The 16,123-nt window shown below is 38.4% G+C and carries 14 protein-coding genes; 12 read left to right on the top strand and 2 right to left on the bottom strand.

All coding sequences use genetic code 11. The features are described 5' to 3' along the window. Positions 1-21: 21 nt before the first annotated feature. Both CGC63_RS13680 and CGC63_RS13675 read left to right on the top strand, forming a co-directional pair. Positions 22-435, top strand: coding sequence for an HIT family protein (locus CGC63_RS13680; RefSeq protein ID WP_004220389.1), 414 nt, complete (start codon positions 22-24; stop codon positions 433-435). Between the two features lie 22 nt (positions 436-457). Continuing rightward, positions 458-1,018 carry an RNA polymerase sigma factor gene (locus CGC63_RS13675; protein ID WP_004220386.1) on the top strand — a complete coding sequence of 187 codons (561 nt, stop codon included), beginning with the start codon at positions 458-460 and terminating at the stop codon, positions 1,016-1,018. Here CGC63_RS13675 and CGC63_RS13670 read toward each other — a convergent pair. Next, on the bottom strand, positions 1,013-2,086 hold the full coding sequence (locus tag CGC63_RS13670; protein ID WP_004220384.1) for an undecaprenyldiphospho-muramoylpentapeptide beta-N-acetylglucosaminyltransferase: 1,074 nt from the start codon (positions 2,084-2,086) through the stop codon (positions 1,013-1,015). The two genes, CGC63_RS13675 and CGC63_RS13670, sit on opposite strands and share 6 nt — an antisense overlap. An 86-nt stretch (positions 2,087-2,172) precedes the next feature. Here CGC63_RS13670 and CGC63_RS13665 point away from each other — a divergent pair, with 86 nt between their 5' ends. From CGC63_RS13665 to CGC63_RS13655, 3 genes are all read left to right on the top strand, one after another. Beyond that, positions 2,173-3,090 carry a DUF4367 domain-containing protein gene (locus tag CGC63_RS13665; RefSeq protein WP_004220382.1) on the top strand — a complete coding sequence of 306 codons (918 nt, stop codon included), beginning with the start codon at positions 2,173-2,175 and terminating at the stop codon, positions 3,088-3,090. Between the two features lie 51 nt (positions 3,091-3,141). Then, positions 3,142-3,591, top strand: a complete 450-nt coding sequence (locus tag CGC63_RS13660) for a DUF6147 family protein (protein ID WP_242970496.1) — start codon at positions 3,142-3,144, stop codon at positions 3,589-3,591. A gap of 112 nt (positions 3,592-3,703) precedes the next feature. Continuing rightward, positions 3,704-5,311: an MBL fold metallo-hydrolase RNA specificity domain-containing protein gene (locus CGC63_RS13655; RefSeq protein WP_004220378.1), complete on the top strand. Its 1,608-nt coding sequence runs from the start codon at positions 3,704-3,706 to the stop codon at positions 5,309-5,311. Positions 5,312-5,456: 145 nt separating this feature from the next. On the opposite strand, the gene CGC63_RS15745 is transcribed toward CGC63_RS13655, so the two are convergent. Next, positions 5,457-5,549, bottom strand: coding sequence for a putative holin-like toxin (locus CGC63_RS15745; protein WP_227079051.1), 93 nt, complete (start codon positions 5,547-5,549; stop codon positions 5,457-5,459). 323 nt (positions 5,550-5,872) lie between these two features. On the opposite strand from CGC63_RS15745, the gene CGC63_RS13650 reads away from it, so the two are divergent. The 7 genes from CGC63_RS13650 to CGC63_RS13620 all read left to right on the top strand — a co-directional run bounded on the left by CGC63_RS13650 (position 5,873) and on the right by CGC63_RS13620 (position 16,044). Beyond that, positions 5,873-7,177, top strand: coding sequence for a substrate-binding domain-containing protein (locus CGC63_RS13650; RefSeq protein WP_040351007.1), 1,305 nt, complete (start codon positions 5,873-5,875; stop codon positions 7,175-7,177). 150 nt (positions 7,178-7,327) lie between these two features. Then, complete coding sequence (locus CGC63_RS13645) at positions 7,328-8,836, top strand: sugar ABC transporter ATP-binding protein (protein ID WP_004220373.1); 1,509 nt, start codon at positions 7,328-7,330, stop codon at positions 8,834-8,836. An 18-nt stretch (positions 8,837-8,854) separates the two neighbouring features. Continuing rightward, positions 8,855-10,510 carry a galactose/methyl galactoside ABC transporter permease MglC gene (locus CGC63_RS13640; protein ID WP_004220371.1) on the top strand — a complete coding sequence of 552 codons (1,656 nt, stop codon included), beginning with the start codon at positions 8,855-8,857 and terminating at the stop codon, positions 10,508-10,510. Positions 10,511-10,613: 103 nt separating this feature from the next. Further along, positions 10,614-12,224, top strand: a complete 1,611-nt coding sequence (locus CGC63_RS13635) for a response regulator (protein WP_003019426.1) — start codon at positions 10,614-10,616, stop codon at positions 12,222-12,224. Between the two features lie 22 nt (positions 12,225-12,246). Then, the gene (locus tag CGC63_RS13630) at positions 12,247-14,049 is read left to right on the top strand and encodes a sensor histidine kinase (RefSeq protein WP_242970495.1); all 1,803 of its coding nucleotides are present in this window, start codon (positions 12,247-12,249) and stop codon (positions 14,047-14,049) included. Then, the gene (locus tag CGC63_RS13625; protein ID WP_003019422.1) at positions 14,046-14,987 is read left to right on the top strand and encodes a sugar ABC transporter substrate-binding protein; all 942 of its coding nucleotides are present in this window, start codon (positions 14,046-14,048) and stop codon (positions 14,985-14,987) included. The genes CGC63_RS13630 and CGC63_RS13625 overlap by 4 nt, the downstream gene beginning before the upstream one ends. 13 nt (positions 14,988-15,000) lie before the next feature. Beyond that, positions 15,001-16,044, top strand: coding sequence for a galactose ABC transporter substrate-binding protein (locus CGC63_RS13620; RefSeq protein WP_003019421.1), 1,044 nt, complete (start codon positions 15,001-15,003; stop codon positions 16,042-16,044). The last annotated feature ends 79 nt before the right edge of the window (positions 16,045-16,123 follow it).

The raw sequence follows: 16,123 nt of genomic DNA, 5'->3' as shown, positions 1-16,123 counted from the left end.
ATATATAAGTGAAAGGAGATTATGAAAATGAAAGACTGTATTTTTTGCAAAATTGCAAACGGAGAAATACCAGCCGCAACACTTTATGAGGATCAGGATTTTAGAGTAATCTTAGACCTGGGACCTGCCAGTAAGGGACATGCTCTAATTCTTCCAAAGGCTCATTTTGAGAATTTGTATGAATTACCTGATGATTTGGCAGGAAAAGCTTTGATATTAGCAAAAGAAGTGACAAAGAAAATGAAAAAAGTGTTGAACTGCGATGGTTACAATGTTGTTCAGAACAATGGAACGGCAGCGGGGCAGACTGTATTTCACTTCCACATGCATTTAATTCCGAGAAATGAAAATGATGGTGTGGGAATTACATGGGAACCGGGCACTCTTAAACCAGAAGATAGAGATGAGATTTTAGAAAAATTTTCTCAGGTCTAAAATTTAGAAGTTGGATAAAGAGATGACAGAAGAGAAATTTCGAGAAATCTATCGTCAGCATTATCAAATAGTGAAAAAGGTAGTGTATAGTATTTTGCGTGATATTGACTTTGCGGAAGACGTAAGCCAAGAAGTTTTTATTTCGTTTTTGAAAAAAGCAGATACTTTACAGGAAGAATACCATAAGCAATGGTTGATAGTAAATGCAAAGAGAAAAGCCATTGACTTTTGCAGAAAATCATATCAGGTACATGAAGTAACTGCAGGAGCTTCAAATGAAGAAGAACTTTTCGCAGAGGAAGGAATTATGTGGACTTCAAATCGTTCAGAAAAACAATCATCTGTGGAGGAAGAAACAACAAAGAAGCTTGTTATGCAAGAGTTTACGGGAAAATTTTTTGAAGATTTGGAAAAGAAAAATAGTCAGTGGTACGAAATTGTTATGAAAATGAATGTAGAAGGTCAAAATGCATTAGAAACTGCCCGTGCCCTTGGCATTTCAGTAGAAAGTCTGAGAGCCAAAAGGCACAGGATAAAAGTTTGGATTAATAAGTATTACAGAAATAAGTTTGAAGACTTATAAAGTCTTGTTTACTGCGTTTTCAAAGAGCTGGACAATTTGTTGAATAGAGTCCTTATGCTTACTGGAAGACATAGCTGTAATATAAGCTTCTCGGTTTTCATATAAATCACGGACAGCGCTTAATAATATGTCATTAGTAAGTTCTTCTTCTTCCAGAACTTTGCTGTAACCAAGCTGTTCAAAAGAACGGGCATTTAAAATCTGATCTCCACGACTTGCTCGTGCGGAAAGTGGAATTAAGAGGTTAGGCTTGTTTAAAGCACTAAGTTCACAAATTGCATTTGCACCTGCACGGGAGATAACAAGATCGGCTAGAGCAAATAAATCAGCAAGTTCTTGTTTGATATATTCATATTGTACATATCCCTTAACGTTAGATAAAGTTTCATCAACTTTATCTTTTCCGCAGAGGTGGATTACCTGAAAGTCTTTTAATAATTCAGGGAGGATTTTTCTGACTGCATCATTGACAGCAGCAGCACCAAGACTTCCACCTATGATAAGGATAACAGGTTTATCTTTAGAAAGACCTGTAAACTCCAGAGCTTTTTCTGGGTTTCCTTCCAGTAATTCTTGACGGATAGGTGTTCCTGTGAGAACAGCCTTGTCCTCAGGAAGATGAGAAACCGTTTCGGGAAAGTTGCAGCAAACTTTTGTTGCAAAAGGAATGGATATTTTGTTTGCAAGTCCCGGTGTCATGTCAGACTCATGGATAAAGGTAGGTATATGTTTTTTGCTTGCTGCAATTACAACAGGCACTGTGACAAATCCACCTTTAGAGAATACAACATCAGGTTTTAACTGCTTCATTAATTTTTTAGCTTCAAAGAAACCTTTTATAACTCTGAACGGATCAGTAAAATTTTTGACATCAAAGTAACGGCGTAATTTACCGGAAGAAATTCCATAGTAAGGAATGTTAAGTTCTTCAATGAGCTTTCTTTCCATACCTTCGTAAGAGCCGATATAAGAAATTTTGTATCCCAGTTCTTTTAAACGTGGAATCATAGCTATATTTGGGGTAACGTGTCCGGCAGTTCCACCGCCGGTAAGTACGATATGTTTCATGGTGTTCCTCCTGATTAGTTCAAAATAGTAACTATAAGATAATATGATACAGTTATGAAAAAAAGTCAAGGAAAGATAGGAGTTTCATGGGGAAATCAGAAGAAAATGAGAAAAAATGTGAAACCTTTTTTACTAAAAATTTGAATGATGAAGAATTAAATCAGAAAATTTTGGAGGAATTTTTGAAAGAGGCAGAAGAAATTGAAAAAGAGGCGGAAGAAATTTCAAAATCTTTAGAATGTGAACCTACAGAAGAGGGCTTTCAAAAATTAATGGCCGAAATTAGAAGACGCGAGTCAATTGAAAACACAAACAATTATGTAACAAATGTAGATGATAGAGAAAAACACACCAATAAAGTAAAAGAATTAAAAAATGCAAAGTGGTATAAGAACAAAAGCAATACCAAACAGGGAAATACAGGGAGAAAAAGAGTGATACGTTGGGCTTCTGTTGCAGCAGCAGTCCTAATCGGCGTATTTGGCATTTCCATGACCAGTGAGGCAAACAGAGCGTACATCATGAGGGAGATGAATGAGCTGTTTGGAAATGATGTGAATACACAGGTAGACAATAATGATGTAATAAAAAGTGACAGGACAGAACAGTATGCTTGTGAGCAGATAGAAAATACTTTTGGGATTAAAACGCCTAGATTTTTTTATATGCCTGATAAAATGAGATATCAGGACTATGTAATTGATGAAAATGCCGAGACAGGTATTTTGCAATATGTTTATGATGAACAAACTGTCTTTTTAATGATTTTTCCAAATGAGAAGAAAGCTTCATTTTTAAGTCAGAATGATAATGGGATTTTAGTTGAAACATTTCAGAATGATTTTATTCCAGAACTAAAGATTACTTTATGGAAGATTGAGGATGGAGAAGATAAGAAACCAATGTATTCTTTAAAATGGGAATATAAAAATTGCTATTATGAGTTGTTTGGAAAAATGGAAAAAAAAGAAATGGAGAATATAGCAGAGAATATTGTATATTAGCTATATAAAAGGAGAAGAATGAGAAATATAAAAAAAATAATAAAAAATGTAATGGTAATTATATTAGTTTTTGCTGTAAATACAGCAGTATTTGCTAATGAAGGGAATTTAAGTAAGACAATAGATGGTTCTTTACTGACGAATGAAAATTGTTCAGAAATAAGCTTGAGAGCAGATGTGAAAGGGAATATCCTTAATCAAGGAACAGCTAAAGTGACAGATAATGGAAATGGAAGTGTTAATGTATATGGAGCTGTTTTAGGTAGTGTTGTCTGTGATAAGATGATTTTGAAGTTGACATTGCAGAGGTATTCCAACGGAAGTTGGTATAATATAAGAACATTTTCTGATACAGCTTACAATACTGCATTGTTGACAAAAAGCTATAATGTACAAGTAACAAGAGGCTACTATTATCGAGTAAAGGCAGCTTGTGTAGCCCAAGATGGAAGTGTAACAGAAAGTAAAACACCTATTACAAATGGTATTCTTGTAGAGTAATCCCACAATTTATTAAATTTCCTAAAAAATATATAAAGTCCTGTCAAAACCCTCTTTACTGGGGTATAATGAATATAGCAACATTCATTTTACCACAAAAGGGGGTTTTTCTATGAAACTGACTTTTATAGGGGCTGCTCATGAGGTTACTGGAAGTTGTTACTTCTTAGAAGCAGCAGGCAAGAAATTTATTGTGGATTGTGGTATGGAACAGGGGCCCGATCAGTATGAAAATCAGGATATTCCGGTAGCTGCGTCAGAATTGGATTTTGCATTGCTTACACATGCACATATTGACCATTCCGGTAATTTTCCTTTGATACACGCCAGAGGATTTCGCGGTCCGATTTATGCAACTGCGGCAACTTGTGATTTATGTGATATTATGCTTCGTGATAGTGCACATATTCAGATGTTTGAGGCAGAATGGAGAAATCGTAAAGCAAAGAGAAACGGACAGACGGAATTTGTGCCTGCCTATACCATGGAAGATGCGTTAGGGGTTATTCAGCAATTTGTAGAGTGTAATTATAATCAGGTAATAGAAATTGCAGAAGGTATTAAAGTACGTTTTGTAGACGCAGGACATTTATTAGGTTCGTCTAGTATTGAATTGTGGATTACAGAAGATGGTGAAGAGCGGAAAATCGTATTTTCAGGAGATATTGGAAATACAGAACAGCCATTGATTAAAGATCCGGAATATCTGGACAGTGCAGATTATGTGGTTATGGAGTCCACCTATGGAGATAGAAGTCACGGAGAGAAACCGGATTATGTGACAGAATTGGTGGAAATTTTAAGGAAAACCTTTAAGCGAGGCGGAAATGTGGTAATTCCTTCTTTTGCAGTGGGAAGAACACAGGAAATGCTCTACTTCCTTAGAAAGATTAAAGAAGATAATATGCTGCCGGAATTTGCGGGATTTGAGGTATATGTGGATAGCCCTCTTGCAGTGCAGGCAACCAGTATTTTTAAAGAGCATTACAGTGAGTGTTATGACGAAGAGGCAATGGAATTAATCAATAAAGGAATAAATCCTATTGCATTTCCGGGATTGAAGCTATCCATTACAAGCGATGAGTCAAGGGCAATCAACTTTAATGAAACGCCGAAGGTAATTTTATCAGCCAGCGGTATGTGTGATGCAGGACGTATTAAGCACCACTTAAAACATAATCTCTGGAGAAGCGACTCTACAATTTTATTTGTAGGATATCAGGCAGTGGGAACGCTGGGAAGGTCTTTAGTGGAAGGAGCGAAGGACGTTCATATCTTCGGCGAGGAAATTCATGTTAATGCAGATATTGTAAGGCTTCCGGGTATTAGTGGACACGCAGATAATGCAGGACTTATGAGGTGGGCGTCCTCCTTCAAAGAAAAGCCCAAACGTGTTTTTGTAGCACATGGAGATGATACTGTCTGTGATTTATTCGCCAAGAGATTGGAGGATGAGCTGGGTTATCAGGCGATGGCGCCTTATAGCGGAACGGAAGTTGATTTGGTGACAAATGAGATAACCAGAGAAACCGTAGGCATTGTCATTAAACGTGCAGAGCAGAAAGCCAAGAGCAGAAAGGCAGCCGGAGTATTTGCAAGATTAGTTGCAGCCGGACAGAGATTAATGACAGTAATACGCCATAATGAAGGAGGTACAAATAAAGATTTAGCAAGATTTGCAGACCAGATTAATTCTTTATGTGATAAATGGGATAGATAATAGAAATATTTATTCTTGTAATCACTATACAAATGTGTTATATTGATAATACAAAAAGGGAAACCTACGCAAGCGGTCTACCCTTGAATAAATAAGCAGTTTAACCTTTTATAAGGTCAGCCGTCACTATTCACAGTAGTGGCGGCTATTTTCTTTTACCCTTGAAAATCTCATAGCAAAGACCAACAAGAGCAACAATGAATATACAAAACTGAATTAAGTCAGAATATGTAACCATTGGCAAGCCCTCCTTTCTTTTGATTGGAGGGTAGCCCCTCCAAAAAGTAGAGGGTAAGCCGCCCGGCTTTGTGGTTTCCCATGTTGTTATTATATAGTGCATTCTTGTACTTTGCAATACCAGCTTTTAAATATAGAACATATACGTAATGCACATATTTCGACAATAAAATCTATAATATTATGCGATATGACCAAGAAAATCTTAAAAATTTCAATGAAAACCAAAAAAAATTCTATGTTTTCTTTTCTGAATATTGTGTATAGTGTCAATATCAATAAAACGCACGGACGAAAATGGTGCACGGAAGGGAGAATATTTCAATGAAAAGAAAATTAGCAGTATTAGCAATGACAGCAGTATTAGGACTTTCTGCTGTTGCATGTGGTTCTGAACCAGCAAAAGAAGAAGGAAGCAAAACAGAGGAAACAGGAAAAACAGAAGAAGGCGGAAAAACAGAAGCTTCTGACGTTGCAAACAAAGACAAACCTTTAGTATGGTTCAACCGTCAGCCATCTAACAGTTCAACAGGCGAATTAGACAAGAATGCTCTTAACTTTAACAAAGATACATATTATGTAGGTTTTGATGCGAATCAGGGTGCTGAGCTTCAGGGACAGATGGTTAAAGAATACATCGAGAAAAACGCAGATACGATTGACCGTAACGGTGACGGTGTAATCGGATACGTTTTAGCAATCGGTGATATCGGACATAACGACTCTATCGCACGTACAAGAGGTGTTCGTAAAGCTCTTGGAACAGGCGTAGAAAAAGACGGCGCTATCAACAGTGAACCGGTAGGAACAAACGTAGACGGAAAACAGGGAGCAGTTAAAGATGGTTCCTTAGAAGCAGGCGGAAAGACATTTGTAGTTCGTGAGTTAGGTTCTCAGGAAATGAAGAACTCCGCAGGTGCTACATGGGATGCAGCTACAGCAGGTAACGCAATCGGAACATGGTCTTCTTCTTTCGGTGATCAGATTGATGTTGTTGTTTCTAACAACGATGGTATGGGAATGTCTATGTTCAATGCTTGGTCAAAAGAAAACAAAGTTCCTACTTTCGGATACGATGCTAACAGTGATGCAGTAGCAGCTATCGCAGAAGGATACGGCGGAACAATCAGCCAGCATGCAGACGTACAGGCTTACTTAACACTTCGTGTTCTTCGTAACTCCTTAGACGGTGTTGACATTGATACAGGTATCGGAACACCTGACGAAGCAGGAAACGTTCTTAGCGATAAAGAATATGTATACAAAGAAGACGAACGTTCTTACTACGCATTAAACGTAGCTGTAACAGCAGATAACTATAAAGAATTTACAGACTCTACTAAGACATTCGAGCCTGTATCCAAACAGTTAGATGAAAGCAAAGCTCCTAAAAAGAAAGTATGGCTGAACATTTACAACGCTTCTGATAACTTCTTAAGCTCCACATATCAGCCACTGCTTGAGAAATATGATGATCTTTTGAACCTTGATGTTGAATACATCGGTGGTGACGGACAGACAGAGTCCAACATAACAAACCGTCTTGGAAACCCAAGCCAGTATGACGCATTCGCAATTAACATGGTTAAAACAGACAATGCAGCTTCTTATACAGCATTACTGCAGTAAGTAGAACAGTAATACCTGTGGCAAGATGAAAGATAGAGGGTGTCGTGTTAAGGCAGTATTTAGATACGCCCTTAATGCGACAGCCTCTTTTAAATCTGACAGTGGCATATACCGTCAGATACCAATATAGAGATACAGGAGTAGAAAAGAATGGCAGATAAGAAAGATGAAGTTGTCTTATCGATACGCAATATGAGCAAGTCCTTTGGTCGAAACCGAGTTCTGGATCATATCAATCTGGATTTGAAAAAAGGAACGGTTATGGGACTTATGGGCGAAAACGGCGCAGGTAAGTCAACAATGATGAAATGTCTTTTTGGAACTTATCAGAAAGATGAAGGAAAAATCACTCTGGACGGCAGAGAAGTCAGTTTTTCAGGACCAAAGGATGCACTGGAAAACGGAATTGCCATGGTTCATCAGGAATTGAACCAGTGTCTGGAACGAAATGTTATGGATAATCTTTTCCTCGGACGTTATCCGGTAAATTCCGCCGGTATCGTTGACGAAGGAAGAATGAAAAAAGAAGCTTCCGAGCTTTTCAGAAAGCTGGGTATGACAGTAAACCTGACACAGCCTATGCGTAACATGTCAGTATCCCAAAGACAAATGTGTGAGATTGCAAAAGCAATTTCCTATAATGCAAAAGTAATCGTACTTGACGAGCCTACTTCTTCCCTGACAGTACAGGAAGTAGATAAATTGTTTGAAATGATGAGAATGTTAAAAGAACAGGGAATTTCTCTGATTTACATTTCTCATAAAATGGATGAGATTTTTGAAATTTGTGATGAGATTTCAGTTCTTAGAGACGGTAATCTGGTTATGACAAAAAGTTCAAAAGATACAGATATGAATGAACTGATTGCAGCCATGGTTGGACGTTCTCTGGAAAATCGTTTCCCACCGGTAGACAACAAGCCAAAGGATGTTATTTTATCCATTCAGCATTTGTCTACAAAATTTGAGCCTCACTTACAGGATATTACCTTTGATGTAAGAGAGGGAGAAATATTCGGACTTTACGGTCTGGTAGGTGCGGGACGTACAGAACTTTTAGAGACTATTTTTGGTATCCGAACCAGAGCGGCAGGACGTGTTTACTTCAACAACAAGCTGATGAATTTCAACAGCGCAAAAGAAGCAATGGATCACGGCTTTGCACTGATTACAGAGGAAAGAAAGGCAAACGGTCTGTTCCTGAAATGTGACTTGACATTCAATACAACCATTGCAAACCTGCCTCAGTATAAATCAGGTATTGCTCTTTCAGACTCCAAAATGATAAAAGCAACTGCCAACGAAATCAAAATTATGCACACAAAATGTATGGGACCGGATGATATGATTTCCAGTCTTTCAGGCGGTAATCAGCAGAAGGTTATTTTTGGAAAATGGCTGGAGCGCAGTCCTCAGGTATTCATGATGGACGAGCCGACCAGAGGAATTGATGTTGGTGCGAAATATGAAATTTACGACCTGATTATTCAGATGGCAAAACAGGGAAAAACGATTATCGTTGTTTCTTCAGAAATGCCTGAAATTCTGGGTATTACAAACCGTATTGGTGTCATGTCTAACGGACATCTTTCAGGAATTGTAAATACAAAAGAGACCAATCAGGAAGAACTTTTAAGACTCAGTGCAAAATACCTATAATGAGGGAGAAGAATAGATATGGCAAACGAAAATAGTAATATCCTTACTGCAGAGCAGGAAATGAAACTGCGTCAGCCGATAGAGGATTATGTTGGTAAAATTCAGAAAAAAATTGATGAATTAAGAGTAGACGGTACAGATAAAATCGTAGAAATCCAGAATGTTATGGACAGCATTAAGAGAGACCGTACTCTTACAAAAGGTGAAAAAGAAGACAGACTTGCAAAATGCAAAACAGAGCTGGACAAAGCAAAAGCAGTAGAAGCAAAGAATAAAGACGAAGTTTCCAAACTGATTGCCGATGCAGAAAATTATTTAAAAGAGCATTTTGATAAAGATTACTATCAGGCTGTAAAAGCAAGCTGTGCAGCAGAAAAAGCAGCTGCAAAAGCACGTCATCAGCAAAAAGTAGCAGAGCTGGAAAAAGAACACAAGGCTGCTGTGGCAAAGCTTTCTGACCATCAGGAAATCAAAGATGAAAATTATGTTTATAAAAACAGACTCTTTGATGCCAAGATGACAATGGAAAAAGAATTTCAGGCAGCAAAAGACAGAAGACATGCAGCATATTCTTATAAGTTCCACTTAATTGACTTACTGCGTATGTCCAAGTTTACTTTCATGGAAACAAGAGTACAGAAATGGGAAAACTACAAATATACATTTAACCGCAGAAACTTCCTTTTGCAGAACGGTTTGTATATTGCAATTCTGTTAATCTTCATTGCTCTGTGTATTATTACACCGATTGTAAAAGGCTCACCGCTTTTAACTTACAATAACGTATTGAATATCCTTCAGCAGGCATCTCCTCGTATGTTCCTTGCATTAGGTGTAGCAGCGTTAATCCTTTTAGCAGGTACAGACCTTTCCATCGGACGTATGGTTGGTATGGGTATGACAGCAGCAACAATTATTATGCACCAAGGTATCAATACAGGTGGTGTATTTGGTCATATTTTCGACTTCACAGGCATGCCTGTTATTGCAAGAGTTATTTTAGCATTGGTAGTCTGTATTGTTTTATGTACCTTCTTTACAACAATCGCAGGCTTCTTTACAGCGAAATTTAAAATGCATCCATTCATTTCAACAATGGCAAACATGCTGGTAATCTTCGGTATTGTTACTTACGCAACAAAAGGTGTATCTTTTGGTGCGATTGAAGCTACAATTCCAAACATGGTTATTCCAAAAGTAAATGGTTTCCCAACAATTATTCTGTGGGCTGTTGCAGCTATCGCTATTGTATGGTTTATTTGGAATAAAACAACTTTCGGTAAAAATCTGTATGCAGTAGGTGGAAATCCTGAAGCAGCATCTGTATCCGGTATTTCCGTATTCGGTGTAACCGTAGGCGCTTTCGTTATGGCAGGTGTTCTTTACGGATTTGGTTCTTGGCTGGAATGTATCAGAATGGTTGGTTCCGGTTCCGCAGCTTATGGACAGGGATGGGAAATGGATGCCATTGCAGCCTGTGTAGTAGGTGGTGTTTCCTTTACAGGTGGTATCGGTAAAATCTCCGGCGTAGTTGTTGGTGTATTTATCTTTACAGCGCTTACATATTCTCTGACAATCCTTGGTATTGATACAAACTTGCAGTTCGTATTCTCAGGTATCATTATCCTTGTAGCAGTTACACTTGACTGTCTGAAATATGTTCAGAAGAAATAGTTGTATATAATGAAATAAGCAGTTTTGTAAAAGAGCCAGATGCAGGTCTGGCTCTTTTATGTTATAATAATGCGAAATAAGAGTAAAAATACGGAGAAGAAATATGGATACATATACAGTGCTTTTAGTAGATGATGAAGAAGATGTAATACAGGTAATCATGAAGAAAATCAACTGGGAAGGTCTTGGCTTTTCTGTTATCGGATATGCCAATAACGGTGTGAAAGCGCTGGAAATGGTAGAAGAATTTCAGCCGGATGTGGTGATGACAGATATCAATATGCCATATATGGACGGAATGGAGCTGGCAGGGCATATCAAAGCAGATTATCCGGGTACAAAGCTTCTACTTTTTACAGGTTTTGACGAATTTGAATATGCCAAAGAAGCCGTACATCTGGAAGTAGAGGAATATATTTTAAAACCGGTAAATTCCATTGAGCTTACCAATGTATTTACCCAGTTAAAGATAAAGCTGGATCAGGAAATCAGTGAAAAGCGAAATGCGGAAATCTTAAAGAAATATTATCTGGAGTCACTGCCACTTTTACAGGCAAATTTCTATACCACGCTGATTGAAGGTCATATTCATGAAGAGGAGCTTGAGAAATATCTTTCAGATTATCAGATTTCTCTTTCCGGTCCTTTTTTCTGCTGTCTGGTTATTCACACGTCATCTTCTCAAGTGCCAAAGGATATTAATCCATTGCTTTTATCAGCTTCTGTGGAGAAGCAGGCAAAGGAATATCTGGGAGAAAAATGGAGAGCAAAGTGCTTTTCTTATCTGGGAAAGACGGTTTTGCTTGCTCAACTGGAAAAAGAAAATGAAATCTCAGAGCTGACAGATGAATGCGACCGTTTCTGCCGCTATGTACACCGAATAATCGGAGCAAATGTGACTGTTGGTATCGGACAGGTATGCAATCATATTTTGGATTTATCCAAGTCTTACAGCAGCGCCAGAGATGCCATTTCTTATCGTGTCCTTTATGGGACTTCAAGAGCAATTAACATTCAGGAGGTTGCACCCAGCGAGAAGAATAATCCGGGTTCCAGTCATGAGACAGAGCTGTCCCATTTATTTAAGATGATACGTCTGAAGGAAGAACCGGAAATTATAGAGGCTGTCCATGCTTATCTTCACAGCATTTCCTTTAAAGAAAAGTCTTTGCAGCAGCATCATTTGGATGTCATGGAGCTTCTCAGCGAGTTCTGTCGTTTTGCCGCCAATAATGATATTGTGCTGGATGAGCTTTCCAAAGATATGGGAGAACTGTATGGGAAAATATCAGACATGGAGCAGGATATGCTGGAGCAATGGATTGTAAATATTAGTGTTGCGCTACATGAAAAACTCCTCAGTGAGCGAAATACTTCCAGAAAATCCTTTGTAGAGAAAGCCAAGGATTATGTGCATAATAATTATGTAAATGAAGAACTTTCTCTGGATAGTATATGTGAGGCGTTGGGGGTATCCAATTCTTATTTCTCTACCGTATTTAAAAAGGAAACAGGAAAATCTTTTATCGGTTATCTTACAGATTACCGCATGGATAGAGCTTCCAGACTTTTACTGGAAACCAATGAAAAAAGTTATATTATCGGGAAAAAGGTAGGGTATACAGATCCAAACTATTTTAGCTACGTGTTTAAACGAAGGTTTGGAGTATCTCCTTCTAAGTACAGAACGGAGTACAAGGAAAGTGAAAAATAAGTATTTCAGACAACTGAAAAAAATGAAACCAAAAGAAATTCAGACCACAATTATGCTGGCTTTTTCCATTGTTTCTATTTCTATCATGCTGATTTTGGGAGTTATTCTGTATTTGCGGTTTTCCAATTCCGCAAGAGAGGAAACCATAAACGGTACGCAAAAGCTGATGGAGCAAACGGGGGAAAGCATGGAGGCATATTTGATGAGTATGCGTCAGATTTCCGACACAGTTTATTATAATGTAATTAAAGAAAATGATTTTGAAAACAGCAAACAGGAAATTCAAAGCGGCATGAACCTTTTGTATGAGGCAAATAAAGAAAACTTAAGAAGTATTGCGCTGTATAATGATTATGGAAGTCTGATTACAGCGGAACCGGTAGTTGCACAGAAGGAAGATCCGGATGTAACCGGTCAGGAATGGTATTTAAAAGCCACAGAAGAAATGGAAAATATGCACTTTTCCACGCCTCATATTCAAAATCTGTTTAACGATACAGCCAAAAGTTATTATTGGGTCATTTCTCTAAGTAGAGTTGTAGAGCTGACAAATCAGGGGATTCCCCAGTCTGGCGTATTGTTGGTAGACATGGATTTTTCCAGTATTTCCAGAATGATGAAACAGATCAATGAGGTAAACAACGGGCAATATTATTATTTATGTGACAGCAATGGAGAGATTATCTATCATCCCAGACAGATACAGATTAGTGATGGTATTTATGATGAGAATAATATACAGGCGGCAGTCTATAAGGATGGGGTTTACAATGAGTCTTTTAAGGGAGAAAACAGGAAAGTTGTGGTAAATACTATCAGCTATACAGGGTGGAAGCTGGTAGGCGTTATTCCTTATTCTACGTTTAATCACGGTATGGTAAATATCCGTTACTTTGTGGCAATGTTAATCTTACTGATGACTATGATGCTGGTAGTCATTAACCGTGTGGTTTCCCTTAGAATTTCCAGCCCAATTTTGAAGCTGAACCATTCTGTACGGGAGTACGAAGCAGGAGAAAAACCGGAAATTTATATTGGAGGCTCGCAGGAAATCCGCCATTTGGGGTATTCTATTCAGAAATCTTATGAGCAGATTGATGATTTAATGAAGAAAATCGTATTAGAGCAAAATGAGAGAAGAAAAAGCGAATTGGATGCTCTGCAAAGCCAAATTCATCCACATTTTCTGTACAATACACTGGAGTCTATTACATGGATGATTGAAGGGGAGAAAAATGATGAGGCTGTTTTTATGATTTCCCAGCTTGCAAGGCTGTTTCGTATCAGTCTTTCCAAGGGGCGCACAGTCATAAGCATCAAAGATGAATTACAGCATGCTCAAAGTTATATGAATATCCAGAAAGTACGATATAAAAATTCCTTTTCTGTTACTTTTGATGTAGATGAGAAACTCTATTCCTATTGTACGGTAAAGCTGATTTTGCAACCGTTGCTGGAAAATGCCATAAATTATGGCGTCAGTGGTATGGAAGATAGTGGAAAAATTATAGTGACAGGAAGGATGCAGGAGGACAAGATTATTTTGGCTGTTTGTGATAACGGATTGGGTATGCCGGAGGAAGAAGCTGTACTTGTATTGACAGACAGTAATCGTGTTCATAAGCATGGTTCCGGTGTAGGATTAGTCAATGTCAACAGTCGTATTCAGATTGTTTTCGGAAAGGAATACGGACTTTTGGTAGAGAGTGAACCAGATGAGGGAACGAGAGTTTCTATCTGTATTCCGGCAGTGCCTTATACTGAGGAAAATTGCAAGATATTGGAAAAAGGTCATATTATCAAGAGTACAGGGGAAAAAGAATGAAGAAGGATAAGAAAATGTTTATCTTCATAGAGGCTGTGTTGGGCACGATGGTGCTTTTTCTGGCATTTCTTATGTTGCGGGAGAAAAACGTAGATAAAAGTTATCAGATATCGGTAATCGTAGAAAATGCAGATGATACGCAGTGGTCTGCTTTTAAATATGGATTGAAGATGGCGGCAGAAGACAAGGGTGCTGAAATGGTTATGGTAAGTACAGGTGCATCTCTTAGTCAGGAAGAAGAAAAGAAGTTAATAGAAGAAGAAATTAAAAATGGTGCAGATGGAGTGATCGTACAGCCTGTATCGGGAGAAGACACACAGCAGATGTTAAAAAAAGTCGGCAATAAGGCAGAAATTATGCTGGTTGACGATATCTTGTCAGGAATAGAAAAATTTCCTGTAATACAGCCAGATGCCTATGCAATAGGGAAGACGCTGGTAGAGGAACTTTTGAAAGATTATGGCGGAAATCTGGAAGGAAAAACACTGGGAATTTTAAACGGAAAAGAAGGTTTGAAAAGCAGTGCAGAAAAAGAGAAGGGATTTATAGAAGCTTTGCAGGGGACAGGAGCTGAAATTGTCTGGTCAGATACCCAAATAACAGAGAATATGCCGGATGTAGACTTTGTAATTGCGCTGGATGACAACAGTCTTAGAGCAGCGGGAGAAATGGCGGCAGCGAATAATCTTCATGGTGCCATTGTTTATGGAATTGGAAATTCTACCCAGTCTGTTTATTATCTGGATATGGGAATAGCAGAATGTCTGGTAATTCCGGATACATTCAACGTAGGCTATCAAAGCTTGACAGAGCTGGTGAACAAGCTTGAGAAAGCATTTTATGAATATGAAAATCAAGAGATTTCTTATACGGTTATGAGAAAGGAAAATATGTTTTCAAAAGAAAATCAGGAAGTCATTTTTACTATGAGTCAGTAAAGTGAGGTAGAGCATGAGAAAAAGAAAATTGGCGGGGATAGGAGTTCTGCTTGGTGTGACAGCTCTGCTTTTTGGCGGTTGTAATGAGAAAGAAGCACCCCAAAAGCTTCGTGTAGGCGTGACCTATTATGACCAAAATGATACTTATTTGAATGAATTGATTGGGCTTTTTAAAGAAAGCTTAAAGGAGATAGAAAGCGATAAGCTGGAAGTGTCTGTAACCATACGGGATGCGGCAGGAGTACAGAAAAACCAGAACGATCAGGTCGAGGAGCTGATTGACGAGGGCTGTAACATTTTATGCGTAAATCTGGTAGACAGGGCAGACCCTTCTGAGATTATTGATTTGGCAAGAGAAAGTGAAGTGCCTATTATCTTTTTTAATCGAGAACCAGTGGCAGAGGATTTGCGTCAATGGGAGAAGCTTTATTATGTAGGGGCAGATGCAAAGCAGTCAGGTAAATTGCAGGGAGAGCTGGCTGTGGAGATGATAGAGGAAAATCCCCAAATTGATAAAAATAAAGACGGGAAAATTCAGTATGTGGTTCTGGAAGGAGAAATGGGACATCAGGATGCCATTATTCGGACAGAAAATGCCGTGAATACCTTAAAGGAAAACGGGATTGAAGTAGAAAAGCTCAGTTGTAAAATCGCAAACTGGAACAGAGCGCAGGCGCAGAACAGAATGGAGCAGATTATCGGGGAATATCAGAATAAGATTGAACTTGTATTGGGGAATAACGATGATATGGCGCTGGGAGCTGTGGACGCTTACAAAAAGTTAAATTATACCTCCGCAGCCCTGCCGGCTTTTATGGGAATTGACGGAACAGAGGCAGGCTTACAGGGCGTAGAAAATCAGGAATTATGGGGAACGGTATATAACGATAAAGAAGGACAGGCAAAGGCTATGGCAGAGCTGGCGGCAGCGTTATTTACAAGGGAAGGCATGGAAGATATTCACTTTCAAAATGAAAAATATGTGTACTTGCCCTATTACAAAGTAACGGCAGAAAATGTAAGCAAATTTACACAGGGAAATCTTGTGTCAGAATAAGGAAGAAACTGGATAAAAAAAGGAAAATTTGTCAGAAATCCCCTATACAAGAAGATGTAGGTTGTGTATAATAAAGGTA

Origin of the sequence: Blautia hansenii DSM 20583 (assembly GCF_002222595.2) — a bacterium.
Taxonomy (GTDB): Bacteria; Bacillota; Clostridia; order Lachnospirales; family Lachnospiraceae; genus Blautia; species Blautia hansenii.
This window is presented reverse-complemented; position numbering and strand designations above follow the sequence as displayed.